The sequence below is a fragment of the Microbacterium sp. genome, assembly GCF_041909575.1.
Classification (GTDB): Bacteria; Actinomycetota; Actinomycetes; order Actinomycetales; family Microbacteriaceae; genus Microbacterium.
Genome location: NZ_JAYRDE010000034.1, coordinates 1 through 25,860, shown reverse-complemented (window position 1 = coordinate 25,860; position 25,860 = coordinate 1). Strand labels below are relative to the sequence as shown.

The 25,860-nt window shown below is 69.4% G+C and carries 30 protein-coding genes; 16 read left to right on the top strand and 14 right to left on the bottom strand.

Annotation, left to right across the window (positions count from 1 at the left end; genetic code table 11):
* Positions 1-359: 359 nt before the first annotated feature.
* On the bottom strand, positions 360-1,343 hold the full coding sequence (locus ACE3O1_RS06975) for a lytic transglycosylase domain-containing protein (protein ID WP_374313828.1): 984 nt from the start codon (positions 1,341-1,343) through the stop codon (positions 360-362).
* Positions 1,344-1,534: 191 nt separating this feature from the next.
* Entirely contained in the window at positions 1,535-2,113 is a 579-nt protein-coding gene (locus ACE3O1_RS06970; protein WP_374313826.1) for a DUF2510 domain-containing protein, read from the bottom strand.
* A gap of 71 nt (positions 2,114-2,184) precedes the next feature.
* Between ACE3O1_RS06970 and ACE3O1_RS06965 the strand changes: the two genes are divergently transcribed.
* From ACE3O1_RS06965 to ACE3O1_RS06950, 4 genes are read left to right on the top strand one after another with little or no spacing between them, the layout of a single operon-like run.
* Positions 2,185-2,940, top strand: coding sequence for a CoA pyrophosphatase (locus ACE3O1_RS06965; protein ID WP_374313824.1), 756 nt, complete (start codon positions 2,185-2,187; stop codon positions 2,938-2,940).
* On the top strand, positions 2,937-3,737 hold the full coding sequence (locus ACE3O1_RS06960; RefSeq protein ID WP_374313823.1) for a nucleotidyltransferase domain-containing protein: 801 nt from the start codon (positions 2,937-2,939) through the stop codon (positions 3,735-3,737). Before ACE3O1_RS06965 ends, ACE3O1_RS06960 begins: the two co-directional genes overlap by 4 nt.
* A gap of 10 nt (positions 3,738-3,747) precedes the next feature.
* On the top strand, positions 3,748-4,824 hold the full coding sequence (locus tag ACE3O1_RS06955; RefSeq protein WP_374313822.1) for a DNA glycosylase AlkZ-like family protein: 1,077 nt from the start codon (positions 3,748-3,750) through the stop codon (positions 4,822-4,824).
* Positions 4,825-4,833: 9 nt separating this feature from the next.
* Entirely contained in the window at positions 4,834-5,196 is a 363-nt protein-coding gene (locus ACE3O1_RS06950) for a bleomycin resistance protein (protein WP_374313820.1), read from the top strand.
* A gap of 24 nt (positions 5,197-5,220) precedes the next feature.
* On the opposite strand, the gene ACE3O1_RS06945 is transcribed toward ACE3O1_RS06950, so the two are convergent.
* Entirely contained in the window at positions 5,221-6,252 is a 1,032-nt protein-coding gene (locus ACE3O1_RS06945) for an LLM class flavin-dependent oxidoreductase (protein WP_374313818.1), read from the bottom strand.
* 116 nt (positions 6,253-6,368) lie between these two features.
* Here ACE3O1_RS06945 and ACE3O1_RS06940 point away from each other — a divergent pair, with 116 nt between their 5' ends.
* Entirely contained in the window at positions 6,369-6,857 is a 489-nt protein-coding gene (locus tag ACE3O1_RS06940; RefSeq protein WP_374313816.1) for a bifunctional nuclease family protein, read from the top strand.
* A complete protein-coding gene (locus ACE3O1_RS06935) occupies positions 6,854-8,233 on the top strand; it encodes an amidase (protein ID WP_374313814.1) in 1,380 nt (459 codons plus the stop codon). The genes ACE3O1_RS06940 and ACE3O1_RS06935 overlap by 4 nt, the downstream gene beginning before the upstream one ends.
* A 9-nt stretch (positions 8,234-8,242) precedes the next feature.
* On the opposite strand, the gene ACE3O1_RS06930 is transcribed toward ACE3O1_RS06935, so the two are convergent.
* The 3 genes from ACE3O1_RS06930 to ACE3O1_RS06920 all read right to left on the bottom strand — a co-directional run bounded on the left by ACE3O1_RS06930 (position 8,243) and on the right by ACE3O1_RS06920 (position 10,840).
* On the bottom strand, positions 8,243-8,941 hold the full coding sequence (locus ACE3O1_RS06930; RefSeq protein ID WP_374313812.1) for a TrkA family potassium uptake protein: 699 nt from the start codon (positions 8,939-8,941) through the stop codon (positions 8,243-8,245).
* Positions 8,934-10,256, bottom strand: coding sequence for a TrkH family potassium uptake protein (locus ACE3O1_RS06925; RefSeq protein ID WP_374313810.1), 1,323 nt, complete (start codon positions 10,254-10,256; stop codon positions 8,934-8,936). Before ACE3O1_RS06925 ends, ACE3O1_RS06930 begins: the two co-directional genes overlap by 8 nt.
* 170 nt (positions 10,257-10,426) lie before the next feature.
* Entirely contained in the window at positions 10,427-10,840 is a 414-nt protein-coding gene (locus tag ACE3O1_RS06920; protein ID WP_374313807.1) for a YkvA family protein, read from the bottom strand.
* A 94-nt stretch (positions 10,841-10,934) separates the two neighbouring features.
* Here ACE3O1_RS06920 and ACE3O1_RS06915 point away from each other — a divergent pair, with 94 nt between their 5' ends.
* Together ACE3O1_RS06915 and ACE3O1_RS06910 are read left to right on the top strand one after the other, a co-directional pair.
* Complete coding sequence (locus tag ACE3O1_RS06915; RefSeq protein WP_374313805.1) at positions 10,935-11,273, top strand: ArsR/SmtB family transcription factor; 339 nt, start codon at positions 10,935-10,937, stop codon at positions 11,271-11,273.
* Positions 11,258-11,938, top strand: coding sequence for a cation transporter (locus ACE3O1_RS06910; protein ID WP_374313803.1), 681 nt, complete (start codon positions 11,258-11,260; stop codon positions 11,936-11,938). The genes ACE3O1_RS06915 and ACE3O1_RS06910 overlap by 16 nt, the downstream gene beginning before the upstream one ends.
* Before the next feature lie 36 nt (positions 11,939-11,974).
* On the opposite strand, the gene ACE3O1_RS06905 is transcribed toward ACE3O1_RS06910, so the two are convergent.
* The 5 genes from ACE3O1_RS06905 to ACE3O1_RS06885 all read right to left on the bottom strand — a co-directional run bounded on the left by ACE3O1_RS06905 (position 11,975) and on the right by ACE3O1_RS06885 (position 15,162).
* Positions 11,975-12,991: a CPBP family intramembrane glutamic endopeptidase gene (locus ACE3O1_RS06905; protein WP_374313801.1), complete on the bottom strand. Its 1,017-nt coding sequence runs from the start codon at positions 12,989-12,991 to the stop codon at positions 11,975-11,977.
* Positions 12,992-13,001: 10 nt separating this feature from the next.
* Positions 13,002-13,496, bottom strand: a complete 495-nt coding sequence (locus tag ACE3O1_RS06900) for a hypothetical protein (protein WP_374313799.1) — start codon at positions 13,494-13,496, stop codon at positions 13,002-13,004.
* A 14-nt stretch (positions 13,497-13,510) separates the two neighbouring features.
* A complete protein-coding gene (locus ACE3O1_RS06895) occupies positions 13,511-14,035 on the bottom strand; it encodes a flavodoxin family protein (protein ID WP_374313797.1) in 525 nt (174 codons plus the stop codon).
* An 81-nt stretch (positions 14,036-14,116) separates the two neighbouring features.
* Positions 14,117-14,806, bottom strand: a complete 690-nt coding sequence (locus tag ACE3O1_RS06890; RefSeq protein WP_374313795.1) for an aquaporin — start codon at positions 14,804-14,806, stop codon at positions 14,117-14,119.
* Positions 14,803-15,162, bottom strand: a complete 360-nt coding sequence (locus tag ACE3O1_RS06885) for a metalloregulator ArsR/SmtB family transcription factor (protein ID WP_374313793.1) — start codon at positions 15,160-15,162, stop codon at positions 14,803-14,805. The genes ACE3O1_RS06890 and ACE3O1_RS06885 overlap by 4 nt, the downstream gene beginning before the upstream one ends.
* Positions 15,163-15,249: 87 nt before the next feature.
* Here ACE3O1_RS06885 and ACE3O1_RS06880 point away from each other — a divergent pair, with 87 nt between their 5' ends.
* Genes ACE3O1_RS06880 through ACE3O1_RS06855 form a run of 6 tightly spaced genes read left to right on the top strand, consistent with a single transcriptional unit; the run spans position 15,250 to position 19,929 of the window.
* Entirely contained in the window at positions 15,250-16,569 is a 1,320-nt protein-coding gene (locus ACE3O1_RS06880; RefSeq protein ID WP_374313790.1) for an NAD(P)-binding domain-containing protein, read from the top strand.
* Positions 16,570-16,583: 14 nt separating this feature from the next.
* Positions 16,584-17,078, top strand: coding sequence for an N-acetyltransferase family protein (locus ACE3O1_RS06875; protein ID WP_374313830.1), 495 nt, complete (start codon positions 16,584-16,586; stop codon positions 17,076-17,078).
* A 34-nt stretch (positions 17,079-17,112) separates the two neighbouring features.
* Entirely contained in the window at positions 17,113-18,012 is a 900-nt protein-coding gene (locus tag ACE3O1_RS06870; protein ID WP_374313788.1) for a metalloregulator ArsR/SmtB family transcription factor, read from the top strand.
* Positions 18,013-18,059: 47 nt separating this feature from the next.
* Positions 18,060-18,476, top strand: coding sequence for an arsenate reductase ArsC (locus ACE3O1_RS06865; protein WP_374313786.1), 417 nt, complete (start codon positions 18,060-18,062; stop codon positions 18,474-18,476).
* On the top strand, positions 18,473-19,117 hold the full coding sequence (locus ACE3O1_RS06860) for a three-helix bundle dimerization domain-containing protein (RefSeq protein ID WP_374313784.1): 645 nt from the start codon (positions 18,473-18,475) through the stop codon (positions 19,115-19,117). Before ACE3O1_RS06865 ends, ACE3O1_RS06860 begins: the two co-directional genes overlap by 4 nt.
* A 35-nt stretch (positions 19,118-19,152) precedes the next feature.
* A complete protein-coding gene (locus ACE3O1_RS06855) occupies positions 19,153-19,929 on the top strand; it encodes a lysostaphin resistance A-like protein (RefSeq protein ID WP_374313782.1) in 777 nt (258 codons plus the stop codon).
* A gap of 36 nt (positions 19,930-19,965) precedes the next feature.
* Here the strand turns inward: ACE3O1_RS06855 and ACE3O1_RS06850 are convergent, their stop codons facing one another.
* Positions 19,966-21,159, bottom strand: coding sequence for a glycosyltransferase (locus ACE3O1_RS06850; protein WP_374313779.1), 1,194 nt, complete (start codon positions 21,157-21,159; stop codon positions 19,966-19,968).
* Positions 21,160-21,715: 556 nt separating this feature from the next.
* Positions 21,716-22,816, bottom strand: a complete 1,101-nt coding sequence (locus ACE3O1_RS06845) for a three-Cys-motif partner protein TcmP (protein ID WP_374313777.1) — start codon at positions 22,814-22,816, stop codon at positions 21,716-21,718.
* 422 nt (positions 22,817-23,238) lie between these two features.
* Between ACE3O1_RS06845 and ACE3O1_RS06840 the strand changes: the two genes are divergently transcribed.
* Positions 23,239-23,985 (top strand): DUF5131 family protein, encoded by a 747-nt coding sequence (locus tag ACE3O1_RS06840; RefSeq protein WP_374313775.1) that lies wholly within the window; start codon positions 23,239-23,241, stop codon positions 23,983-23,985.
* Positions 23,986-24,073: 88 nt separating this feature from the next.
* Here ACE3O1_RS06840 and ACE3O1_RS06835 read toward each other — a convergent pair whose 3' ends face one another.
* A complete protein-coding gene (locus ACE3O1_RS06835) occupies positions 24,074-24,484 on the bottom strand; it encodes a hypothetical protein (protein WP_374313773.1) in 411 nt (136 codons plus the stop codon).
* Positions 24,485-25,491: 1,007 nt separating this feature from the next.
* On the opposite strand from ACE3O1_RS06835, the gene ACE3O1_RS06830 reads away from it, so the two are divergent.
* Positions 25,492-25,827: an ArsR/SmtB family transcription factor gene (locus tag ACE3O1_RS06830; protein ID WP_374313770.1), complete on the top strand. Its 336-nt coding sequence runs from the start codon at positions 25,492-25,494 to the stop codon at positions 25,825-25,827.
* Positions 25,828-25,860 lie beyond the last annotated feature (33 nt).

Here is a 25,860-nt window from a genome sequence, read left to right as displayed (position 1 = left end):
ACCGTCAAACACCACGGCGGCTGGACCGTCCACCACATCCCCCACACCGGCGGCGCCCTCCTGTGGACCTCACCGGCCGGACGCCGCTACCGCGTCAACTCCGAACGACCCACCCCCCACTTCCAACCATCCGACGCCGCGGTGTCCGACGCACCCTTCTAGCCCACTGCGGGATCCCGCGCGCCCCTCTGACCGGCCAACATCCACCGCGCCCTTCGGACCCGCTCGGAGACGTCCGCCGCGACCATCTGAGGCGGGCAATCGGACGCGCCCTTCAACGGACGCGCGCAAACGCAGAGCGGGTGGACGTGACGCCCACCCGCTCTGCGAGATCCTGCTGTTTCCGGACTATCGCCGGATCAGTACCAGCCGACCGACTCCGAGTGCGACCACGCGCCGCACGGCGAGCCGTAGCGGCCGGCGATGTAGCCGAGACCCCAGCTGATCTGGGTCGCGGCGTTGGTCTGCCAGTCGGCGCCGGCGCTGCCCATCTTGCTGCCGGGGAGAGCCTGCGGGATGCCATAGGCCCCGCTCGAGGCGTTGTAAGCGCGGTAGTTCCAGCCCGACTCCTTGTTCCAGAGCGAGACGAGGCACGAGAACTGGTCCCCGCCCCAGCCGTAGCCTGCCAGCATCCCGGAGGCGATCGCCTGCGCCTCAGCCGGGCTCGCACCGCCGCCGACGGCGACCGGCGCGGGCGCAGTCCCGCCGGTGGAGGGCTGGGCGGCAGCGGCGGCAGCCGCCTCGGCGGCCGCAGCAGCCGCAGCGGCCTCGCGCTCGGCCTGGGCCTTCGCGCGTGCCTCCGCCTCCTGCTTCGCCTTGAGCTTCGCGGCCTTGTCGAGGCTGCCGCGCAGGTCGGCGACATCCGCCTTCACCGTCTTCACCAGCGCGGTCACGTCGTCGGCGAGGTCGGGAACCAGGGGAGCGGGCAGATCGAGTCCGCCCGAAAGGCGCTCCACCGCCGCGCCGAGCTCCGACGTGTCGATGGTGGTCTCGACGTCGCCGAGATCCAGACCCGAGTCCTTGACGTCGGCGGTGACCTGCGCGGCGGCGTCGATGGCGGCGTCCGCAGCGTCCAGGGCAGCGGTCGCCTGGGTCGAGACCTCGTCCGTGCCTCCGGTCGTCACGATGGCCGTCGGCTCGGCGGGCATCGTGAACGAAGCGAGCGCGAAGCCGCCGGCGGGGCCCGAGGCCTCGGCCGCCGAGATCGGCGGAACGGTGCTGGCCGCGACCGTCGCGATGAGTCCCACGGCGAGGCCGGTGGTGAGGATCATGTTGCGGCGCTGGCTGCGCCGACGGGCGCTGCGGGCATGGCGAAGCTGGGCGGGAAGTGAGCTGGAGCGCATGAAGTAAACCGAGTTCCGTATCGTGAAAAGCGCCGATCGGGTGGCGCCGGGCGCCCGCACGGCGGGCACAAGCCCCCGAGTCTGCCGACCTCTTCTGGACGGTTCCGGTGCGTTACCTGAGCGTTATATGTGAGCGGCGAAGACGAAAAGTCCTGATCAAGGGGCCGCGGAACGGGGTGAAACGGGGAGCGTCAGCCGTACCGGTAGTGCGAAGAGCTGGCCTGAACCCATCCGGCGAACGCCCGCGCCTCGGCATCCCCACCAGCCGGAACCGGCGTGATCCACACCTGCGAGGGTCCCGCCACGACGAGGTGCTGACGCGCCCGGTCGATCGCGCGATTCAGCGTCCGGGGCGTGATCCCACCGCCGGCGCCGAAGAGCCGTCGCTCGACCGCCGTCTTCGTGAACGCCGGCGTGCGCAGCAGTCTGTCGCCGGAATCGACGGATGCCTCAACCCCGCCGACCGGCTGGCTCAGCTCTCCGAAATGCACCCACCGGCCGTCCACGACGATCCCGGCGAACTCCCGCTCCTGCCCGCTGTAGCGCACCGCGCTCGTCCACCGGGCGCCGTCCCACCAGCGCTGCCGGCCCCGCTGATCGTCGTACCAGCCCGCCGGTCCGGCGCCGGTCCCGACCGGGGGAGCTCCGGTGTGCAGCTCGATGCGGGACTCCCGCAGGTCGATGAACTCCTCCGTCCATCGCGCGCCGTCCCACCAGCGCTGCCGGCCGGTCCCGTCGTCGTACCAGCCCGCGGCTGCCTGCGTGCCCATGCGTCGAGCGTAGTTCGCGCCATCCCCGCCCGCACGGGCCCCGCGTCGGCGATCCGGCGTAGCCTGAACGAATGCTCGCCGACAACGCCTCGCCGTCAGCGCGCGCGCAGCTCGCGGCGGTGGCGGATGCCGCGTCCCGCAACCCGCAGCCCCTCCCCGGGTTCGCCGGACTGCAGATGCCGCCCGATGCGCGGCCGGCCGCGGTGCTCATGCTCTTCGGCGTGCTCGACGCGCTGCCCAGCGACCACCACGCGCAGGCGCGCGCGGTCTCCCGCGACCTCGACGTGCTCCTCCTCTCGCGAGCGTCGACCCTGCGCTCCCATGCCGGTCAGGTCGCCTTCCCGGGCGGTCGCGTCGACCCCGATGACGACGGACCGGTCGGTGCCGCGCTCCGCGAGGCCCGCGAGGAGACCGACCTCGACCCTGCGGGCGTCGAGGTGCTCGGCACGCTCGAAGACATTCCGCTGGTCTACTCGCAGCACGTCGTCACGCCGGTGCTGGCGTGGTGGCGGCATCCGTCCCCCGTCCGCGTGGTCGACGAGGCGGAGTCGGCCGACGTCTTCCGCGCGCCCGTGGCCGACCTGCTCGATCCGGCGAACCGGGGCTCGACGGTCATCCGGCGCGGCGGGCAGGAATGGCGCGGACCGGGGTTCCTCGTCCCCTCTCCCGACGGCGACCACCTCGTGTGGGGATTCACGGGCATGGTGCTCGACGGGCTCTTCGATCGCCTCGGGTGGGCCGAACCCTGGGATGCCGCCCGCGAACTCCCGCTCGAGCGCGCCGGCTTCGACGCCTCGGAGGCGAGCTCCGGCCGGGCGGCGACGTGAGCGATCCGTCGCTGTTCGAGCCGACCGACCGCGAGCGGATCCGCGGCGAGCTGCTCGCGGCGGCCGCCGACGACCCCGGCATCGTCGGCGCGGCGCTTGTGGGATCGGCCGCGCGCGGCACGGAGGACCGCTGGTCCGACGTCGACCTGGCGCTGCAGCTGGCCCGTGACGCCGACGAGCCGCGCCTCGTGGAGCGCTGGACCCGCATGATGCGCGACCGGTACGGCGTGGCCGACACCCTCGACATCTTCGCGGCCCAAGGCGTGCGCTACCGCGTGTGCCTGCTCCCGACCTCGCTGCAGGTCGACGTCTCGTTCTGGCCGCACGATCTGTTCCGCGAGACCGAGCCCGGATTCGCGCTGCAGTTCGGCACGCCCGCCGAGCCGACACGACCGGGGGCGCCCGATGTGCGGCGGATGGTCGGCATGGGCTGGCTCTTCGCGCTGCACGCGCGCTCCGCGCTCGCCCGGGGGAAGGTATGGCAGGCGGTGGGCATGCTCGACCACCTTCGCGAAGAGCTCATCGCGCTCCAGTGCGTGCGTGCGGGCCTCGACCCCTGGCACGGTCGAGACGTCGACCGGCTGGATGCCGCGTCCCTGCGCCGTCTCGAAGACGCGAGGGCCGCTTCGGTCCGCCTCGACGAGCTCGATCGATCCCGCCATGCGCTCCTCGCGCTGTTCCAGGCGGAGGTGCGGCGCCATGACGCCGCTCTCGCCGACGCTCTCGCCCCGCCCTTCGCGGCGATGCTGGTCGAGGGTGCGGGGCGAGGGTCGCGCGCCGTCGACGGGCTCGACTAGCCTCGACCGCGTGACGCACCGGCTGACGCGCGACGAGGCGCGCCGCATCTCGGTGCGGGCGCAGCTTCTCGACGCCGACAGGCCGGGCGACGTGGTCGAGGTCGCAGAGCAGCTCGGCTACGTCAAGATCGACCCGACCGCGACGATCGCGCCGGCCGAGCAGACGATCCTGTGGTCGCGCATCGGCTGGTCGTACGAGGCGGGTCAGCTGCAGAAGGACGTCGAGATCGATCGCCTGCTCTTCGAGTTCGACGGCGCTTTCCGGCCCGTCAGCCTGCTGCCGCTGATGCTTCCGGCGATGCGGCAGTGGCCCCGGCGCGAGAGCAGCAGGCAGTGGCTCGAGGCCAACGCGCGGTTCCAGGCCGACGTGCTCGCGAGGCTGAGGAGCGAGGGTCCGCTCCTGGCGAGCGAGATCCCCGACACCGCCCAGGTCGACCGGGCCCCCGATGGATGGTCGGGCAGAAACCAGGTGCCGCACATGCTCGACTTCCTCAGCCGGCAGGGGCGGGTCGCCATCGTCGGCCGGGAGGGACGGCACCGCCGGTGGGACCTCGCCGAGCGCGTGTTCCCGCCCGACCTGCCCGAACTCGACCCGGTCGAGGCGGCCCAGGCGCTCGCGGAGCGCCGGCTCCAGGCCGTCGGCATCGCGAAGCTGAAGTCGCCGTGGTCGCAGGTCGCCGACGCGGGGGAGCCCGCTCTGGTCGAAGGGAGCAGCTGGAAGTTCCGCGTCGACCCCGAGGCGCTCGCCGCGCTCGACGACGACGCCGGACGGGTGGCCCTCCTCAACCCGTACGACCCGATGCTCTTCGATCGCCCCCGGCTGGCCGAGATCTTCGAGTTCGAGTACGTCCTCGAGCAGTTCAAGCCCCAGGCTCAGCGGGTCTACGGTTACTTCGCGCATCCGATCCTTCTGGGGGACAGGTTCGTCGGGATGCTCGACGCCGAAGTCGACAAGGAACGGCAGGCGCTGCGCGTGAACGCCCTGCACGAGTTCCTGCCGTTCGAGGCGGAGGAGCACGACATGGTGCGTGCGGAGATCGGCGAACTCGGCGACTGGCTCGGCCTCCCGGTGTCCGGACTGCCGTAGATTCTGGTCATGGACCGTTCGGTGCCGAACCTCCCGTCGCGCGACTTCGACGCGACGATCGACTTCTACGGCGGCTTCGGGTTCGACGAGGCGTACCGCGACGGCGGCTGGCTGATCCTGTCGCGCGGCACGCTCGTGCTCGAGTTCTTCCTGGCGCCCGAGCACGACCCGTATGCGAGCTGGTTCATGGCCAGCATCCGTGTCGCCGACCTCGATGCCCTCTACGCGCAGGTGCGCGACAGCGGCGTGCCGGAGCAGACGATCGGCATCCCGCGGCTCGTGCCGGTCGCGCTGCAGGAGTGGGGTCATCGCGCGGGATTCCTCATCGACCCCGACGGCACGCAGCTGCACCTCATCGAGGACGGCGCCTGAGGCCCGTCCTCAGGCCACGCGCACTCAGCCCCGCGTGCCGGCCCAGCCGAGCGCCGGCGCGACGTGGGTGGCGAACGCCTCCACGACGCGCAGGTTGAACTCGACGCCCAGCTGGCTCGGGATGGTGAGCATGAGCGTGTCGGCGGCGGCGATCGCGGCATCCGCCTTCAGCTGCTCGACGAGGACGTCGGGCTCGGCCGCATACGTCTTGCCGAACGTGGAGCGCATGCCGTCGATGACCCCGATCTGGTCGCCGTCCTGGCGCCCGCCGAAGTAGAGGTGGTCCTCGGCGGTCATGAGCGGGAAGATCGAGCGGCTCACCGAGACGCGGGGCTCGCCCGGATGCCCGGCGTCGCGCCACGCCGCCCGGAACACGTCGATCTGCTCGGCCTGGAGGAGATCGAACGGCCGGCCGTCGGCAGAGGTGAGCAGCGTCGATGACATGAGGTTCACGCCGATCCGTCCCGCCCACTCGGCCGAGTCGCTGTTGCCGGCGCCCCACCACACGCGCGAGCGCAGCCCGGGAGAGTGCGGCTCGATCCGCTGCAGGCCGGTCGCCCCGGTGCCGAACGGGGACGAGGCATCCCGCTCCGCCAGCCCTTCGCCGTCGATCGCCCGCAGGAACAGCTCGAAGTGCTCGCGGGCGATGTCGGCGCCGCGCGGATCGTCCGAACCGGTGTAACCGAATGCCTCGTAGCCGCGCACCACCGTCTCGGGTGAGCCGCGGCTGACGCCGAGCGCGAGCCGGCCGCCCGAGATGAGATCGACGGATGCCGCTTCCTCCGCGAGGTAGAGGGGGTTCTCGTAGCGCATGTCGATGACGCCGGTCCCGACCTCGATGCGCTCGGTCCTGGCAGCGATCGCGGCGAGCAGCGGCATCGGCGAGGACTGCTGGCGGGCGAAGTGGTGAACCCGGAAGTAGGCGCCGTCCACGCCGAGATCGTCCATGCCCTGGGCGAGGTCGATGGCCTGCAGCATCGAGTCGCCGGCCGAGAGCTGCCGGCCTCCGCCCAGGGGGCCGTAGTGTCCGAACGAGAGGGTTCCGAAGCGCTGCATGACGACTGCAACGGTACGCCCGCGGCATCCATTCCGGTGAATGCATGCCGCGAAAGCCCGCCGGCGTCCGTGCGCGCGTGCCTACGATGGCAGGAGTCGATGAAGGAGGGTGTGCGATGCAGGTGCGAGTCGCGGGAGTCGCGCTGGACGCCTCCGGGCAGCATGTGCTGCTGCTCAAGCCGATCGACCAGCTCCCGGGAGATGGCATGGTGCTGCCGATCTGGGTCGGGCAGCTCGAGGCGACGTCGATCCTGGTCGCCGTCGAGCAGGCCGCCGTGCCCCGGCCGCTCGCGCACGACCTCATGCGCTCGATGATCGAGACGCTCGGCGCCGAACTCGCGAGGGTCGAGGTCACGCGGATCGACGACGGCACCTTCTACGCCGAGATCACGCTCACCGTGGGGGAGCGCACCGTCATCGTCGATGCGCGCCCGTCGGATGCGGTCGCCCTCGCCTGCCGCACCGGCACCGGGATCTGGGTGGCCGAGGCCGTCATGGACGAGGCGGGCGTTCCGGACGTCCTCACCGAGACCGACGCGTCGGAGCGACTGGACGAGTTCAAGAGGTTCCTCGACGACGTCGAGCCCGAGGACTTCGAAGGGTGACCTCGGCCGCGTCGATCGCTGCCGCGGTGCGCGCCGGCCGGACCAGTGCCGTCGCGGTCCTCGAGCAGCACCTGGCCCGGATCGCCGACGAGAACCCCCGCCTCCTCGCCCTCACGGTCGTCTTCGCCGAGCGGGCCCGGGCGGAGGCGCACCGCGTCGACGCCGTCGTGGCCCGGGGAGAGGACCCCGGAGCGCTCGCCGGCGTCCCGTTCTCGGTGAAGGAGAACATCGACCTCACGTGGTCGGCCACGACGCACGGCTGGCGAGGACTCGCCGGCGCCGCGCCCGAACGCGACGCCGCGATCGTCCGCCGGATGCGCGCGGCCGGCGGCGTCCCGATCGGCCGCGGCAACATGCCCGACTTCGGCATGCGCTGGGACACCGACAACGAACTGTTCGGGCGGACGCGCAATCCCTTCGCCCCGGACCGCTCGGCAGGCGGCTCCAGCGGTGGCGACGCGGTCGCGGTCGCGACCGGCATGGCCGCGATCGGCCTCGGCAACGACTTCGGCGGATCGGTGCGCATCCCGGCCGCCGCCACCGGCGTCTTCGGCCTGCGCCCCTCGCTCGGACGCGTCCCACGCGCGGCGGTCCGCGGGGTTCCGGTGGCGATGACCCTGCAGCAGTTCTCGGTCAACGGGCCGCTCGCCCGGTCGATCGGCGACCTCGAACTCGCCCTCGACGTCCTGGCGGGACCCGACGCCGACGACCCCATGTCGCTCGACCTGCCCACCGAGCCGCGCGAGTCGGCGCCGCGCCGGGTCGCGGTCGTGCGGGATCCGCTCGGGTGGGGCGTCGACGCCCGGGTCGCGGCATCCGTCGACGCCGCGGCCGCGCGCCTCGCAGCCGCCGGGTGGACCGTCGAGCACGTCGAGCCGCCGATGCTCGAGGAGGCGGCCGTGCTGTGGCGGCGGCTCGCGTGCACCGACATGCTGCTCACGCTCGATCCCGCCGTGCTGCCCGAGCCCCTGGGCGCCTCGGCGACGAGATTCCTGCGCGACAGCACCGCCGCCGCGCGCCCCTATGAGACGGCGGCCGAGTACGCGTCGGCCTGGGCGCGGCGCGCGCCGATCGCCGCCGAGTGGCGTCGATTCCAGCGGGAGTACCCGATCGTGCTCGGCCCGGTGCAGTCGACCGGCACGCCGCCCGTGGATTTCGATCTGGGAGGCCCGGATGCCGCGACCGCCGCCTGGCGTGCGCTCGCGCTGACCGTGACGGTGAACTTCCTCGGGCTCCCGGCCGTCGCAGTGCCGGGGGGTGTCGACGGTGGAGGCGTGCCGATCGGGGTGCAGGTGATCGCGCCGATGCACGCCGACCGGCTCGCGCTCGCTGCGGGGCGGGATGCCGCAGCCGAGGTGCCGGCGCCGCCCCGGTGACGACCGGCGTCAGCGCAGCTGCGCGAACCCCTCCGCGTCCTTCGTCGGCCCGACGACCAGGATGGTGTCGCCTGCCTCGAGCACGGTGGCGTTGTCGGCATTCGTCCACGAGCCGCCCTCGTGATGGAAGGCCGCGATCGTCACGCCGTACTTCTTGCGCAGCCCCGTCTCTCCCAGCGCGATCCCCTGGATGGCGGAGGGCACCGGAGCCTTGACGAGCGCGTAGCCGGGCGCGACCTCGATGAAGTCCAGCGCCGCACCGCGTACGAGGTGAGCGACGCGACGGCCCATGTCCTTCTCGGGGTAGATGACGTGGTGGACGCCGAGCTGCTCGAGGATGAGCCCGTGCCGATCGTCCACGGCCTTGGCCCAGATGACGGGGAGCTCCATCGCGAGGAGCACCGAGCAGGTGAGGATGGATGCCGAGATGTCGCCGCCGATCGCGACGACGACGCGGTCGAACTCGTCGATGGCCAGCTGGCGGAGCACTTCTTCTCGTGTCGAGTCGGCGCGGACCACCTGGGTGAGTTCGCCATTCAGCGACTGGACCAGCTCTTCGTCGAGGTCGATGCCGAGCACCTCGGTGCCGCTGCTGACGAGTTCGAGGGCGAGCGCCCGGCCGAAGCGGCCGAGCCCGATCACGGCGACCGAGTCGGCCTCGGCGATGCGGCGGGACGTATCCCCGCTGAGGAATGGGAATCTAGCCAATGGCGGGCCTCTCCTTCGGAAGTTCGTAGAGGATGCGTCGGTCGCGCAGCGCGATCGCCGAGCCGAGGGTCAGCGGACCGAGTCGCCCGAGGAACATCAGCACGACCAGCACGAGCTGCGCCGTTTCGGGCAGGTCGGCCGTGATGCCCGTCGAGAGGCCGACGGTCGCGAACGCCGAGATCGTCTCGAACATCGCCCGGTCCAGGTTCTCGCCGGTGAGGAGCATGAGGAGCAGGGCGCCCACCACCACGGCCGCGACGGCGACGAGCACGACGGTGATGGCCTGGCGGTGCACAGCCCGCGAGAGGCGCTTGCCGAAGATGTTGACGGCGCCTTCGCCGCGCAGCTCGGTCATCATGATGAAGAACAGGACGGCGAAGGTGGTGACTTTGATTCCGCCCGCCGTTCCGGCCGGGCCGCCGCCGATGAACATCAGCACGTCCATCCCCAGCCAGGTCTCGTCGCGCATCGCGCCGATGTCGACGGAGTTGAAGCCGGCGGTGCGGGTCTGCACCGACTGGAAGAACCCGGTCAGGATGCGACCCCACGGGTCCATTCCGCCGATGGTGTCGGGATTGTTCCACTCGATCGCGGTGATGTAGACGGTGCCGCCGATCAGCAGCACGACCGTGCCCCAGAGCACCAGCTTGGTGTTCATCGACCAGTGCAGCGGTCGGCGGAACTCCTTTCGCAGCTGCATGATCACGGGGAAGCCGAGGCCGCCGAGGATGATCGCAGCGCACAGGGGCAGGCAGATGAAGGGGTCCTGGGCGAATCCGATCAGATTGTCGGTGTAGAGCGCGAATCCCGCGTTGTTGAACGACGAGACGGCGTGGAACAGCCCGTACCACGCGGCCTCCCCGACGCTGTAGCCGTAGCCGGTCAGGAATCTCACGAAGAGCGCCGCGAACGTGGCCGCCTCGATGACGAGCGAGATGAGCACGATGCCGCGGACGAGACCCCGCACGTCGTCGAAGCCGATGCTCTTGGCCTCGGCAGCGGTGTTCAGCCGCGCCCGAACCGACAGCTTGCGAGCAAGGATCAGGCCGATCAGCGACGCGAAGATCATGATCCCGAGACCGCCGAGCTGGATCAGCGCCAGGATCACGACCTGCCCGAACGGCGTCCAGAAGGTGGCCGTGTCGACGACCGTGAGTCCGGTCACGCACACGGCGCTCGTGGAGGTGAAGAGGGCCTGCACGAAGGTGGCTCCGCCCGGCCCGACCTTCGCGATCGGGAGGAGCAGCAGGATCGTGCCCGCCGCCACGGCCAGGCCGAAGCCGGTCGCGACCGCCCGCGCCGGGTGCAGCCGCATCCGACCTCGTCGGGCGAGGACGCCGGCGCGCGCGCCTCGCGGCGATCCGTCCCGGATCGAGCCGTTCGACCCTGAGCGCGCCACGCTCCATCCAAGCATCTGCGGCCGCTGCCGACCGCCGATCCTCACGAAAGACAAACGGCCCGGGATCGCCCCGGCTCCCGCGGTGCTCAGCTCGCGCGGGTGAGGGCGAGCACCGTGCGCAGCCCGGCGGGAGTGCCGGGCCAGTGGCGCTCGACGGCAGCCATTCCCGCATGGCGGATCGCGAAGCGCAGGACGATCGCGACCACGATCGCGTCATCCGCGAAGCCGATGACCGGCAGGAAGTCGGGCACGAGATCGATCGGGAGCAGAAGGTACCCGAGGAGGCCCACCAGCCACCAGCGCGTCCCGCGGGGAACCTCCGGGTCGGCGGCCAACCGCCGGATGAGCCGCACGACGTCGGGCACGAGCCGGGCGATCTCGCGCCAGTCGACGGCGTTCCCAGCCCGGCGCTGCTGCACCCACAGCACGGCGAGGAGCGCGATCCACAGCAGGATGAGTCCGCCCGCGACGCTGAGAAGGACGATCGCCCATTCGGGCATGCGGGCCTCCTCCCGTCGGGCGCTGACCGCTCCATCCAATCAGCTGGATGATTCAGGATTGCGTGTATTCAGGCATCAGTGTACCGTCGGGGCCGTGACGACCCTCACCGCGACGCTCTCGCACACCGCAGCGCTGTCGCGCCTCGGATACGCGCTGTCGGACGCCACCCGCACGGGAGTGCTGCTCGCGCTGCGCAGCGGGCCTGCCTACCCTTCAGACCTCGCCGATGCCCTCGGGGTGTCCCGGCAGGTGATGTCGAACCAGCTCGCCTGCCTGCGAGGCTGCGGGCTCGTCCAGGCCGTGCCCGACGGCCGGCGCTCGTCGTATCGGCTGGCCGACCCGCATCTCGCCCCGGCCCTCGACGAGCTGCTCCAGGTGGTGCTGACGGTCGATCCGGAGTGCTGCACGGGCGACGGGTGCACCTGCTCGTGACCGGCACCGGATCCGCCGCGACCGCGGAGCGTCACGACACGCTGCGGCGACGCATCCGCTGGATCGTGGCCGCGACCATCGCCTACAACCTGGTCGAGGCGGTCGTCGCGATCACCGCGGGAACCGCGGCGTCCTCCGGCGCTCTGATCGCGTTCGGGCTCGATTCGGCGATCGAGGTGCTCTCGGCGGCAGCGGTCGCGTGGCAGTTCACCCGGCGGGACCCCGAGCGGTGGGAGCGTCCGACGCTGCGGGTGATCGCGATCGCGTTCTTCGCGCTCGCCGCCTATGTGACGGCGTCGTCGCTGCTGACCCTGCTCTCCCGGGAGGAAGCCGGCCACAGCCCTGCGGGCATCGTCCTCACCGCGCTGAGCCTTGTGATCATGCCTTTCCTGTCGCTGGCCGAACGACGCGCGGGGCGCGAACTCGGCTCCGCCACGGCCGTCGCCGACTCGAAGCAGACGCTGATCTGCGCCTATCTCTCGGCGGCCGTGCTCCTCGGGCTGCTCCTCAACAGCCTGCTCGGCTGGTGGTGGGCGGATGCCGTCGCCGGCCTCGTGATCGCAGGCTTCGCCGTGCGGGAGGGATGGGAGGCGTGGCGCGGCGACGCGTGCGCCACCTCGGTCGGCATGCTGCTCGAGGACGAGCACGACGAGCCCGACGACTGATTCGGTCCTGCGGTCTCCCAGGCCGGAGCGACGCTTTCATGATTCCTGCAGCCAGGTGCTCCGACGATGCGAGACGTCGGGCGGTCGCACGTACATCCGTTCGCGGACGACGACGGCGGCGGCGACGACCAGCAGCACGGCGGTCATCCCGGCGGTGACGGGCATCCAGTAGCCGGAGGTGTTGTTCACCGACGTGTGCAGCAGGATCACCACGAGCAGCCCGCCCCGCGACCGGTTGTACATCCAGGTGAAGAGCACGGCGAGCAGGCAGCTGCTGGCGATGCGGAGGCCGAACCCGGTCCACCCTGCCCCCATGTCGGTGTCGTAGTACCCGCGGAGGTGGAGCGGGAGGTGCCACAGTCCCCAGACCAGCCCGACGATCAGACTCGCCAGCAGCGGGCTCAGGCGCAGCTGCAGCCTCGGCAGCAGCCAGCCACGCCACCCGATCTCCTCGCCCAGAGGGCCCCCGAACAGGAGTGTGAGACCGAAGACGGCCAGGACGCCGCTCCACGACGAATCGGCCAACGGAGAAGCGAACGGCCCGAGGTCGCCCCCGAGCAGCACCACCAGGCCTCCGCCCAGCACGCCCGCTGCGGGCGGCAGGAGCAGTGCCACCAGGTATGTCCACCACGGCGATCGCGGCGAGACGATGCTCGACAGGAGGTGGGCGATGCGGGGAACACGGCTTCCTGCTGCCCAGACGAGTGCCGCGGGCAGGGCGGTGAGCACGAAGAGCAGCCCGTATGAGGCCGGTGACGAGGCATCCGCCCAGCGCGGAGCGAGGAGGAGGACCGTCACCGCGAGAGCGGCGATGCTCGCGACGGCCGCGCGGAGCCGCAGCGGGCGATCGGTCAGGGGAGTGCTGTCTGAAGCAACGACGAGCGCCGCGGCGGCCGGACCGAACGTCGCGAGCTGGTCGAGTGTCAACGCGACGCTCGGGTCGGCGGTGAACGCCGGATGGAGGAACCAGAGTGTCCACGAGATCACGAACGCGACGGTCGTGAACCGCAGGACCTCCAGAGTCGGCCGCGGGGCGAGACCGGACGTGCTCATCGGGGGGCTGTCACCGCGGCGCGGCGCGATCGGGTGGGGAGGTGATCGATTGGAGGATGCCGAGTGCCAGGAGGATCAGGATCGTCTCCGCCACGGCGATGGCGAAGTAGATCGCCTGGAGGAAGCTGAATGGGATGAACGCCATCTGGACGAACACCCAGATCAACAGGGCGATCGCCGCCACCGCGGCTGCGAGCAGGGAGAGATCATTGCGCCTCACGCCCAGGGCGAAAGCGACGGCATGCAGGCCGCCCACGACGAGTCCGAGGACGAGCCCCGGGACGAGATAGCTCGAGAACGGGCTCCCCTCGAGGTACGCGGTCGGCGGGCTCAGCACGGTGGCGAGCTCGGGAATGACGGCACCGACCACGAGGGCGGCGCCGCCCATGAGGGCGGTCGTGGCGACGACCGCCTGCAGCACGAGAAGGCCGACTCCGGTGCCGCGCGGAGCTCGGATGCGATTGCGGCTCGCCATGCGTGTGCTGGTCGAGGGCTCATCGATCATGTCGGGCTTGTCCACTACGCGATCGGGAGGGGGACCAGCTCGCTCGCCCACTCACGGGCGCGCATCTCCTCGCCCTCGAGGAGCCGGTTGTCGAGGCCGACGAGGAAGTCGGCATGGCTCTCGACCCGCGCGAGGCGCCGTCGGAGCCCCTTCGAGATGGCCTTGCCGGCGTCGCCCGAGAAGATGGACGGGATGTCGGCACGCGTCGAGAACACCGCGAAACGGGGGTCGCCGACGAGCATGATGCGCTGCAGCCACTCCCGGACCCCGCTGGCCTGCGCCATCGGCTCGAGCACCAGCTCCTTCGTGGGATCCGCTGCCCAGACGGCGGCCTCGCTGCGGGACTTCGGGCGGGGGAGGCTATGCGCGTGCGTCGGGGCTCCCACGATGACCAGCTCGTAGTCGCTCAGGTCCGCGGGCGCGTCATAGGCGAGGGACACGGTGACCTCGACATCGGCGGCCCTCAGTCGATCGGCGATGGCCTCCACGATCTTGCGGGTGTTGCCGAACATGGATTCGTACACGATGAGTGCGTTCATGGCGCGGCTCCTTCCAGGGCTCGTGGGGCCGAGTCTTCTCGGCCGCGCGCGCGGGAAGTGGGCCGAACGTCCCGTGGGTCCTCAGTCCGGTGCGTGTGCGAGCGCGGGAGTGGGCGTCGGGAACAGCACGCGCACCGCTGCGAGCCCGAGCGCTGCGCCGACCAGCTGCGCGCCGACGAAGGGCAGCACCGAGGCGGGGGCGATTCCCGCGAACGTGTCGGTGAACATGCGTCCGATCGTGATCGCCGGGTTGGCGAAGCTCGTCGACGAGGTGAAGAAGTAGGCCGCACCGATGTAGGCGCCGACGGCCGGTGCCGCGAGATGGGAGCGACCGCTGCGGACCAGCGCGAAGATGACGAGGATCAGACCGGCAGTCGCCACGACCTCGGACAGGAGCAGTGGCCAGCCCGACCGATCGGTCGTGCTCCAGGCGACGGCCGGGGCGGCGAACATGAGGTTCGCGAGCACGGCGCCGGCGATGCATCCGATCACCTGCGCGGGCAGGTACGCGGCCGCCGTGCTCCACCGGCGACGATGCAGCACGATGTCGGCGACCGTCACCACGGGGTTGAAGTGCGCGCCCGAGACCGTCGCGAAGACCAGGATCAGCACCGTGAGGCCGAGCGCGGTGGCGAACGCGTTCTCGAAGAGCTGCAGGCCGACATCGGTGGGGGAGAGCCGCTGTGCGGCGATGCCCGAGCCGATCACGACGGCGGCGAGTCCTGCGCTGCCGAGGAACTCTCCCGCGACGGCGCGCACCGAGAGTTTCACGACGCGACGAGGAGCTGCGACACGCGGTCCAGCGCGCCGGGGACCAGTCGGAAGTATGCCCACGTGCCGCGCTTGCTGCGCGTGAGGAACCCGGCCGTGGTGAGCACCTTGAGGTGATGCGAGACGGTGGGCTGACTCAATCCGACCGGCTCGATCAGGTCGCACACGCACGCCTCGGCCCCCTCGGATGCGGCCACGATCGACAGTAGCCGGAGCCGCGTCGGGTCGGCCAGCGCCTTCATCGTCGCGGCGAGCTGGTCCGCCTCGGCGGCCGTGAGCGGCTCGCGCACGAGCGGAGCGCAGCATGTCGCAGCGGAGACGTCGGTGAGGTCGGTGAGGTCGAGCGTGGTGGCCATATATCGATGGTAGTAGATATTGACAGGTATCGATACAGCGGGGCAGACTCGAGTATCGAAGCTCATCGATGTTCGCTGGAGGATGCTGTGACCCTGCTCGATCTGACACCCCGCACCACGAGCGCGGATCGCGTGTCGACCCTTCCCGTCGTGATCATCGGTGGCGGCCCGATCGGGCTCGCCGCCGCGGCGAACCTCCACGAGCGAAGCGTCGACTTCGTCCTCTTCGAATCCGGAGCGGAGGTCGCTGCGAGCGTGCGGTCGTGGGGGCACACGCGTCTGTTCTCGCCGTGGAAGCACCTCGTCGACCCGGCATCCCGGCGCCTGCTCGAGGCATCCGGATGGGAGATCCCCGACGCCGACCGCGCACCGACTGGGACCGAGCTGGTGGAACGCTACGTGGCACCGCTCGCGGAGGTGCCGGCGATCGCGGCGCGCGTCCGCCTCGGCGTCGAGGTGATCGGCGTCACTCGCGAAGGGATGGATCGCACGCGCACCCGTGCCCGCGCCGCCACTCCGTTCGCCGTGCGGATCCGCGGCATCGACGGCGTCGTCGAGGACGTCGCCGCGCGGGCGGTCATCGACGCCTCCGGCACCTACTTGTCCCCGAATCCGCTGTCGTCGTGCGGGCTGGACCTGCTCGGCATGGAGGAGATCGCGGATGCCGTCACTCCGGCGCTCCCTGACGTGCTCGGCCGCGATCGGGCCCGCTTCGCCGGACGTCGCACGACGGTCGTCGGCGCCGGTCACTCCGCTGCGAACACCCTCCTTGGCCTCGCCGAGCTCGCCCGCGAGGAGCCCGGCACGTCGGTGACCTGGCTGATCCGCAACGCCCAGGCGGTCCGGGTGTCCTCGTCGGCCGACGACGAGCTGGCCGATCGCGCACGCCTCGGCAGCCGGGTCGACCGGGCGGTCGCCGAGGGCCGGATCGACGTGCTCGATGGATTCGAGATCATTCGGGCCCGCCGCTCCGAGGGCGACGTGCAGCTCATCGGACACCGGCGCGGAGAGGTCGTCGAGCACGCCTCCGACGTGGTGGTGAACGCCACGGGGTTCCGGCCGAACCTCGACATCCTCCGTGAGATCCGCCTGGAACTGGACGACATCGTCGAGGCGCCGAAGCGGCTCGCGCCGCTGATCGACCCGAACGTGCACTCGTGCGGCACCGTCGAGCCCCACGGATTCCGCGAGCTGACGCATCCGGAGCAGGGCTTCTTCATCGTGGGGATGAAGTCGTATGGACGCGCTCCGACCTTCCTCCTGGCGACCGGGTACCAGCAGGTGCGGTCGGTCTCGGCCTGGCTCGCCGGCGATGTGGCCTCTGCGTCGCAGGTCGAGCTCGTGCTGCCGGCGACCGGGGTGTGCTCGACCGATCTCGCCGCCGAAGGCGGAGGATGCTGCTCGTGACGCAGTGCCGGCCGATGACCCCGCAGGACTGGCCCGACGTCGAGAGGATCTACGCCCAGGGCATCGACGACGGCGAGGCGACGTTCGAGGTCGCCACACCGACGTGGCACGCGTTCGATGCCGGCAGGCTTCCGCAGGCACGACTGGTCGCCGTCGACGACGAGGGCGCGATCGTGGGCTGGGCGGCGGCATCGGCGGTGTCGTCACGACCCGCGTACGCCGGCGTCGTCGAGCACTCCGTCTACGTCGACCGCGACGCGCGGGGCGCAGGGGTGGGACGCATCCTGCTCGAGGCCTTCGTCGAGGCGGCCGAGCAGGCGGGTTTCTGGACGATCCAGTCGAGCGTCTTTCCCGAGAACGCGGCGAGCCTGCGACTGCACGAGCGGCTCGGGTTTCGCGTGATCGGCCGCCGGGAGCGGATCGCCCGCGCCGGTGCCGGGCCCCACGCGGGCCAGTGGCGTGACACCGTGCTGATCGAGCGCCGGAGCACGCGCAACGGCTCGGCCTGATCCAGCGTGCGCGCGTCTCGATAGACTGCTGTCTATGAGTCGTGCGGAGCCCGAGGACCTGGCTACCCTCGCCGACCCGACCCGCGCGCGCATCCTGCGCCTGATCCGGGACTCGGATGACGGCCGGATGCTGGTAGGCCGCCTGGCCGCGGAGCTCGAGCTGCGCCAGCCGACGGTCAGTCACCACATGAAGGCGCTGCACGCCGACGGCCTCGTCGTCCGAGAGCCCGACGGCAGGCGCGTGTGGTACTCCATCGCTGCGGTGCATGCCGACCGGATCGACGCGCTTCTGGGCGGCGGCCTGCGCCCTGATGCGGCGCCCGACCTCGACCGCATCGCAGCGGACCTGTCGCTTCGGTTCCGCGGCGTGTTCAGTCCGGAGACCGTGCGCGCCACGGTCGAGCAGAGTCACGAGCTGCTCTCGCAGACCGGCGCCGCTCCGCTGCTGAGCAGCCGCACCGCGACGTTCGCGGCGACCCGGCTGGAGGCACTGAGCCGATCGACCGGCGCTCCCGCCGCAACGCCGACCGTGCTGTTCGTGTGCGTGCAGAACGCCGGCCGATCGCAGCTGGCGGCGGGCATCCTGCGCCAGCTCGCCGGCGATGCCGTGCGTGTGCAGACCGCCGGATCCGCGCCGGCCACCGGCATCCGCCCCATGGTGGTCGGGGTGCTCGACGAGATCGGAGTGGCGATCGGGGACGAGTTCCCGAAGCCTCTGACCGACGAGGTCGTGCGAGCCGCGGATGTCGTCGTGACGATGGGGTGCGGCGATGCGTGCCCGGTGTATCCCGGCCGGCGCTACCTCGACTGGGAGCTCGAGGACCCGGTGGGGAAGCCGGTCGACGAGGTGCGCGCGATCCGGGACGACGTCGAGGTCCGCGTGCGAGGTCTGCTCGACGAACTGCTCATCGATCGTTCACCCGGGGTTGCGTGAAATAGATAGATGATGGTCTATTCTTCTCGTAGAGAGAAGGAGACCTCATGACCGACAAGCCCACCGTCCTGTTCGTCTGCGTCCACAACGCGGGCCGTTCCCAGATGGCGGCCGGATTCCTGCGCGAGCTCGGCGGCGACGACGTCGAGGTGCTGTCGGCGGGGTCGGCTCCGAAGGACGAGATCAACCCGATCGCCGTGCAGGCCATGGCCGAGGTCGGCATCGACATCGCCGGGAACACCCCGAAGGTGCTCACCGTCGATGCCGTGCGCGAATCGGATGTCGTCATCACGATGGGCTGCGGCGACGCCTGCCCGATCTTCCCCGGCAAGCGCTACGAGGACTGGGAGCTGGACGACCCGGCAGGTCAGGGCATCGAATCCGTGCGGCCCATCCGCGACGAGATCCGTCGCCGGATCGAGGCGCTGGTGTCCGAGATCCTGCCGCAGCGGGGTGCCGCGTGAGCACCGCCCGAGGGCAGAGCGCGCTGCTGTCGCCCGACTCGGTCCTTCATCGCGCGGCCGAACGGCTCGCGCAGAGCTTTTCGGGCATGGTGAACGAGGAGACCGTCGAGCGGGTGGTGTTCGAGTCCTATGCCGCGCTCGCCCGCACGGCGGCAGTGAAGACGCACGTGCCGAGCCTCGCCGAGAAGTTCGCGCGCGAGCGGCTCACGGCGCTCGCCCAATCGAAGGGGCTTATTGCGAAGCCCGTTCCCGAGGTGCTGTACGTGTGCGTGCAGAACTCCGGTCGCTCGCAGATGGCCGCCGCGCTCACGCGCCACCTTTCGGAGGGTCGCGTCCACGTCCGCTCCGCCGGCTCCCGGCCGGGCGATGAGATTCTCCCTGAGGTGGCGCTCGTCCTCGCGGAACTCGATCTCGACATCGGGGACGAGTTCCCCAAGCCGCTGACCGACGACGTCGTGCGAGCCGCAGACGCCGTGATCACGATGGGGTGCGGAGACGCCTGTCCGCTGTATCCCGGCAAGCGGTACCTCGACTGGCAGCTCGACGATCCCGCCGATCTCGACCTCGACGGCGTGCGACGGGTCCGCGACGACATCCGAGACCGCGTGGAGCAGCTCCTGTCCGAGCTCATCACGAGCTGAAGCGCGGCATCCAATCGATCTGGCATGCTTCCCTCGTGACCTCTGAACTGCGCGTGCGGCCCCGGGTGTGGATGGGCTTCGCGATCTGGCTGGCCTACATCGTCATCGTCTTCGCGGTGCAGCTGGCGACCGGGATCCCGTACGACGAGTGGGGTGACAGCGGTCAGAACCTGTTCTTCGGCGCCGGCATCTCGCTGATCGTCGCGACCATCCTGCTCGCCATCACCACGACCCTCCTCGGCTGGTGGCGGCCTGCGCTGTTCGACGCGGCTCCCAGCCGTCACCGCTGGCCGATCTTCGTGCCGATCATCCTCGCGGTGCTCGCCGTCCTGAATCTCACGGCCACGGACTGGGGCTCCTACGACGGGGCGTTCTTCGCCGCCTCGGTCGTGCTGCTCCTCGTCGGCTTCACGGAGGAGATGACCGCGCGGGGTCTGATGCTGGTCGCGTTGCGCAGCCGGCTCTCCGAGGTCTGGGTCTGGTTCCTCACCTCCACGGCGTTCGGGCTCATGCACTTCGTGAACTTCTTCACCGGCCAGGACCTCGTGCCCACGATCCAGCAGGTCGGCAGCGCCTTCCTCATCGGCACGGTGTTCTACATCCTGCGACGCACCACCGGGACGCTCATCTGGGCCATGGTGCTGCACGGGGTGTGGGACTTCTCGGTGTTCGCGGTCGGCCACGGCACGCCGGGCGCGATCGCCGGTGTCGTCGGACTCCTTCAGCTCGTCGTCGGTGTGCTGGCGCTCGCGGTGGTGTGGTTCACCTTCCGCAGCGCGACCGCGACCGAGAAGGTCGTGAGCGCAAGCTAGTGACGCCCGCGCTCGTCGGGATGCTCGACGGCTGACTCAGGCAGCCGCTTCCTCGCGACGAAGAAGGGTGCCGGAGACCGCGTCGTAAGCGTCCAGCATCCGGCTCCGATCGAGCCGTGGTCGCGCGGCGAGGGCGCGGCGGCGAAGTGAGCGTCGACGGTCGAGGATCCCCGTCCAGGCTGCGGCGATCAGGTGCTCGTCCGGCGCGGTGACGACGCCGAAGCCCTCGATCTGCGCGGCGGCGTCGCCGACATCGGTCGTGGTCGGGGTGGCACCGCACGCGGCACCCTCGATGAGGCACAGCGGCGACGCTTCGCCGAAGGCGCTGGTGAGCGCGACGATGTCGGCGATCTGGTAGATCGCCGGCATGTCCCGCCGGATGCCGAGCGCGTGGACCTCGGGTGCCGGCCGCACCCCCGACTCGGCCGCGAGGGCGCGGAATGCGGGATTGTCCCAGGTCATCCCCGCCCCGCACAGGACGTAGTGGGCGCCCGGGCGCTGCACGCGATGACGGGCGACCGCCCGCAGGAACAGTCCGGGGTTCTTCATTGCGTCGAACCTGGCGGCGAACACCACGACGGGAGCACGGGGCGGGATGCCGAGAGACTCCCGGGTCGCGAGCCGCTCGGGCTTCGTCGCGGGGCGGAACCGGCCGATGTCGATGCCGTTCGCGATGACGAATCGCTTCGCCGCCGAGACTCCCGCGCGGCCGTACGCGTCGTCGGTGGCCTGTGCGCACGAGATGGTGGCGCTGACCAGCCCGGCCGCCGCTGCGTCCGCGAGCCGGCGCAGCGCCGGCCCCGAGTGCATCGGATCGGAGCGGTGCAGGCACACGGCGACGGGGATGTCGGGCATGAGCCCGCGAGCCTGCAGGGCGAGGAGGATGCCGAGCGGCTGCTCCTTGAGCGACAGGATCAGGTCTGCGTCCTGCACCGCGCGGGCTGCGATCCCGATCTCCGCGTCGGTGAATCCGTCCGGGGCCGGCTCGCCCCGGCCGGTCCGTCCGAGCGAGCTCACCTGCACACCCGCCGCCACCAGCTGCTGGTACCGGGGATCGTCCGCGATCTCCTGCACTGTCGACTCACGCTGCATGCGCGACGTCAGGCTCAGGACGCTGTGCCTCTGGTGACCGTGGCGGTGCAGCCCCGCCATCACATCGGTGTGAAGGATGCGCGCGCCACCGGCGAAGAAGCCCTCGTACAGCGAGAGCACTCGAGCAGGTCGAACCACGGCAGCTCCTCGGAGTCGTCGAACCGGTTCCACAATGCTCCGGGGTCACCGCGGGAAGGTCGATGAACGCGGTGTGTGCAGTGGGTGAACGAATACCCGGGGTCACCGAGCCGTGCGGGGCTGGCGGGTCCTCGGGGCGGGGCGCCGCGAGGCGGCGAGAAGAGGAGATCTCTCTGCCCAACAGACGAGAAACGGCACCACCCCTTCGGGGCGGCGCCGTTTCTCGTCTGCGGAGGATAGGGGACTCCGTCGGCCCGCCAGGGCGGGCCTCCTCCTCGAATCGCTCTGCCCAAGAGACGAGAAACGGCACCACCCCTTCGGGGCGGCGCCGTTTCTCGTCTGCGGAGGATAGGGGATTCGAACTCTCATTTTCTGGAGTGAGAATGGCCGATTTTGCCGCGTAATTCCGCGGTTTTCGCCGACCCGCTCTCGTGGCACTCCGGCATCCCCCTGCCTGAACATGCAAGTAATTACGCGGACTGATCTCGGTAAATGTGCCTTAACTGTGCCACGGATAAGCCAGAGATGTCGTGTATGGCTCTCCTGAGGGCAGAGCCTATCTCGCCGGGAACGACACAAGCGTGCCGTCAGGAAACTGCCCTCGAGTCTTCTGGCCCGGGCAGGCAATGACCTCGTCCTTCTGCATCGGTGCCAAGGTCTTCCGTTTGACGTGGGTCGATACGTATGGCGTGTGTCCGATGACGAAGTTGGTGATCTCCTGGATGCTGACGGTCTGGCCGGCGAAGTGTTCCATCAGCTCGGCGCGCAGCGGAGCGGTGTCGACTTCTTCCTGAAAGAGAACTGTCTTGCCTGCCAGCACATCACTGAAGCGGCGTCCGCCGATCGGATCAACTTTCCACATGACGCTCTTCATGCGGTCGAATCCCGTGAGGTCGCGGGTGCAGAAGAACAGGTAGTACCCCGTCCGGTTGTCGGCGTTCACCATCTCGAAGCTCTGCACGTAGTCGAACCCACAGACGTCTCGGAGTTGTTGTTGGTAGAGATCGTGAAGGAACTGCTTTCGTTTGGGGTCCCCCGCAGGAGGCGCGCTCTTGAACTCGTCAGTGCCGAACAATGCCTCAAGATGAGGGTCGACGGCTGTTCCGGCCGTGGAGAACCGATTCATCGAGTTGTAGTCCCAGTAGATGAAGAGCTCGATCCGTCGGTACTTCACCAAGCGCTGAATGAGCTCGATCGGGACATCCTTGTATCCGAAAGGGTCAAGGAAGGCGAACGTCGGCGCAAGGCTCTTTCCGTTCAGGCCGCTGAGCATCTGCTCACCGAGAGAGACGAAGCTCTCGTTCTTGGTGTGCACGCGAACGTTCGACGGCCACGGCTGTCTTGACGCTCGAATGGTCGCCACTCGATTCTCAAGCGAGTCGAAGCGCTCCTTGTCACGCTCGTTGAACACGAACACAAACTCCGTGTTGGGCATGCGCTGGAACGCCGAGTGGTCGAGGAGTCGCGAGAGCGCGATCTCGGGCGACCCAGGTTCTCCGCCTGCGTAGATGCCCGGGCCGGCGAAACCGTCGAGAAACACCACCCGCTTGTTGAAGGAACCAAGAATCGGATACCACGCGTCTAGGTACTGACCAAGCAACTGATGCTTGGCTGCTGTGTGCGGCTCGAGCGGCCAGATGGTCTCGGTGGTTGCCACGGTCCCCCCAGTGCATAGGTCTGGACACATAGTTCCATCTGCCTGCGGACCGAGGGGTTTGACGCGCCAGGGTCAGGTCGCGATGGCGAGCTCCTCGGCCCATTCCCATGCTGCGCTGGGGTTCCTCGCATAGAAGCGGTATCGCGAATCAGCGTCAGGCAGGGGGGAGATCAGTCGAGCGTGTACGAGTGCCTGGAACGGCTTCTGCAAGCTGCTGACGCTAACGCCAAGCGAGCTGGCCAGCTCAGTGAGGCACACGATCCCGTCTTCGCTTCGGGCAACTGCGAGCATCAGCTCGAGGCGATGCGATTGACCGAAGACCTGGCGAGACAACTCGCGGAGTGTCTCTCGACTCACATCAGTCTTAGCCATACAGTATTCATATCACGTTATGCGTATCGCGTTATGAGAAACGAGTAGAGATGGCTCAGCGCTCCGGAATCGAATGGACAGAGGTCACCTGGAATCCGACGACCGGGTGCGACCGAATCACGCCAGGCTGTGACAACTGCTACGCGCTGACGCTGTCGAAGCGCCTCAAAGCGATGGGTGCGGAGAAGTACCAGAACGACGGTAACCGGGCGACCTCAGGCCCGGGTTTCGGGTTGACGCTCCACGAATCGGCGCTCGCGCAGCCGTACCGGTGGACTGGCCGACGCGTCGTTTTCGTGAACTCGATGAGTGATCTCTTCCACGCGAGAGTTCCTTTGGACTTCGTGAGGCGGGTATTCGACGTGATAGCGGATACGCCGCAACACACCTACCAGGTGCTGACAAAGCGCTCGTCGCGTCTGCCGAAGGTCGCCGGCAAACTCGACTGGCCAGCGAACCTATGGATGGGCGTGTCTGTCGAAAACGAAGAACATCTCTACCGCGTCGACGACCTGAGGTCCGTGCCCGCAGCGGTTCGATTCTTGTCATGCGAACCACTCCTCGGACCGCTCTCGACTCTTGACCTCGACGGCATCGATTGGGTCATCACCGGTGGCGAGTCGGGTCACGGCGCGAGGCCACTTGACGCAGACTGGGTACGGGAAATTCGCGACAAGTGCAGTGCAGCGGGAGTCCCGTTCTTCCACAAGCAGTGGGGCGGTCGGACGCCCAAGGCGGGGGGTCGCGAGCTCGATGGCATGGTGTGGAGCCAGATGCCGCTCCGCAGCGTGAGCTGAGACCTCCAAAGCAGTTCGCACTTCGGGTACGCCGCGGGGCTCGGTCCGATCGGTCAAGCTAGGGCGAGGTGTGAACGTACGGCAGCGATCAGCTTGCGGAAGATCTGTCGGTCAGTTCCGAGGTGCGGCCAGTCCCAGATAGTCCCTTCCCAGCGACGCTCGGTGAAAACACTCGCAGCTGGTGTTTCCCTTCTCCCACGAAGGGCTCTTCCCACTCGGTGAACTGATGCAAGGTTGGATCGATCGAGAACTGCACTGCGCGTTCCGAGTTGTACCACTCCAGCCAAGCGTCTCCGTTCGGCTCTCCCGGTCGGGCGGCGACGATGAACGTCCACACTCCAAGACCGCGATCTTCTAGGACGGCTGCGACCGCTACAGCGACATGCTCGCAGGACGCGCCCGGCCACCATTCACGAATGAACAGGCGCTCGTCGGGATCAGTCGCGAACATGGCCGCGATCACGTCGTCGACCGTCTCCCTTACCTGGTCGAAATTCATCGGCCCAAGCTACGGCAATCGCTTCATAAGCGCTTGCCGGCTGAGTCGTGTTCGCGAGCTCAGGGCATTCCAGCTGTGACCGGAGCCGCGAAGTCGTGCGACGAGCAGATCGCGTTCGCGCAGCAGCTTTGTCTCCTCGCGGTGGAGGCGATCGAGCTCACGAGAGAGTGTGCTGAGGCGGTCCAGCGCGCTCCGGTCTGCGTGCAGTCGCACGGCGGCTCGAGCCTCGTCGGCCGCCTTGCGCGCAGCGTCGATCTCACCTCGCTCCGCTGCCTCGGCGGCTTCCGCCTCTCGGGTTCGGGCGGCCTCTCGTTTGGCGTTGCGGCGTCCGCGGGCCATGTAACGAGGTTGTCACGCGCTCGCTTTGGAATCAACGCTCTCAGGGTCGCCACTGAATAGTGCCTACGTGCATTGCGTCTTGTATCGCCGTGTCTGTGTTCTCCTGGCGCCCGCGATAGGCAGGAGAAGTGAGAGGCTGGGTTTTCGGCGACGGGTGGACGGAGGCGGAAATGCGAGCTGAGATTCTCTACACCGACGCGTGCCCCTCCTGGCAACCCGCACGGGACCGACTCCGAGGCGCGCTCGACGATCTTGGCCGGTCCGACGTGCCGATTGCGCTCACACTCCTTGAGTCGGTGGAGCAGGCTGCGAGCAGACCCTTCCCGGGGTCGCCGACGATTCTCATCGATGACCAGGATCTGTTCCCCGTCGATGCCGACGTCCACGACCTCGCCTGTCGGATCTACCCAGATGGGGGTGTGCCCAGCGGCGCACCCAGTCAGGCGTCTATCCGCGACGCGCTGATCGATCGACGTGCGACGGACCGAGTCACGTGCACTTGCTGTGGGCGAGTCCTTCCGCGAGATCGAGTCCACGCCCTCAGCGGCGGCGCGTACATCTGCCGTCGATGCGGACTGTGGGTTGCGGTTCGTCTGCGCTCGGATCGGCCCTAGTGGCGGAGAACGGCCAGCGCTAGGACGGTTCAGTGAGTGCTGTATAGTCAGTGTGTGCTGACTATTGCTTCGCGTCTGGATGTGATGAACCGGCTCGGTCGGGCGATGGCTGATCCCACGCGCTCACGGATCCTGTTGACGTTGCTGGACGGTCCGAGTTATCCCGCGGAGCTGGCGCAGGATCTCGACCTGACGCGGACGAACGTGTCCAACCACCTGACGTGTCTTCGCGGGTGTGGGCTGATCGTCGCCACCCCTGAGGGGCGCCGCACGCGCTATGAGATCGCCGACCCGCACCTGACACGGGGGATGCAGCAGCTGCTTGAATCGGTCGTCGCCGTGGATGAGGGCGTGCCCTGTATGGACGAGAAGTGCGAGTGCTGCGAGTGAGCACCGACCGCACTCTGCTCCCACTCGCCTGCA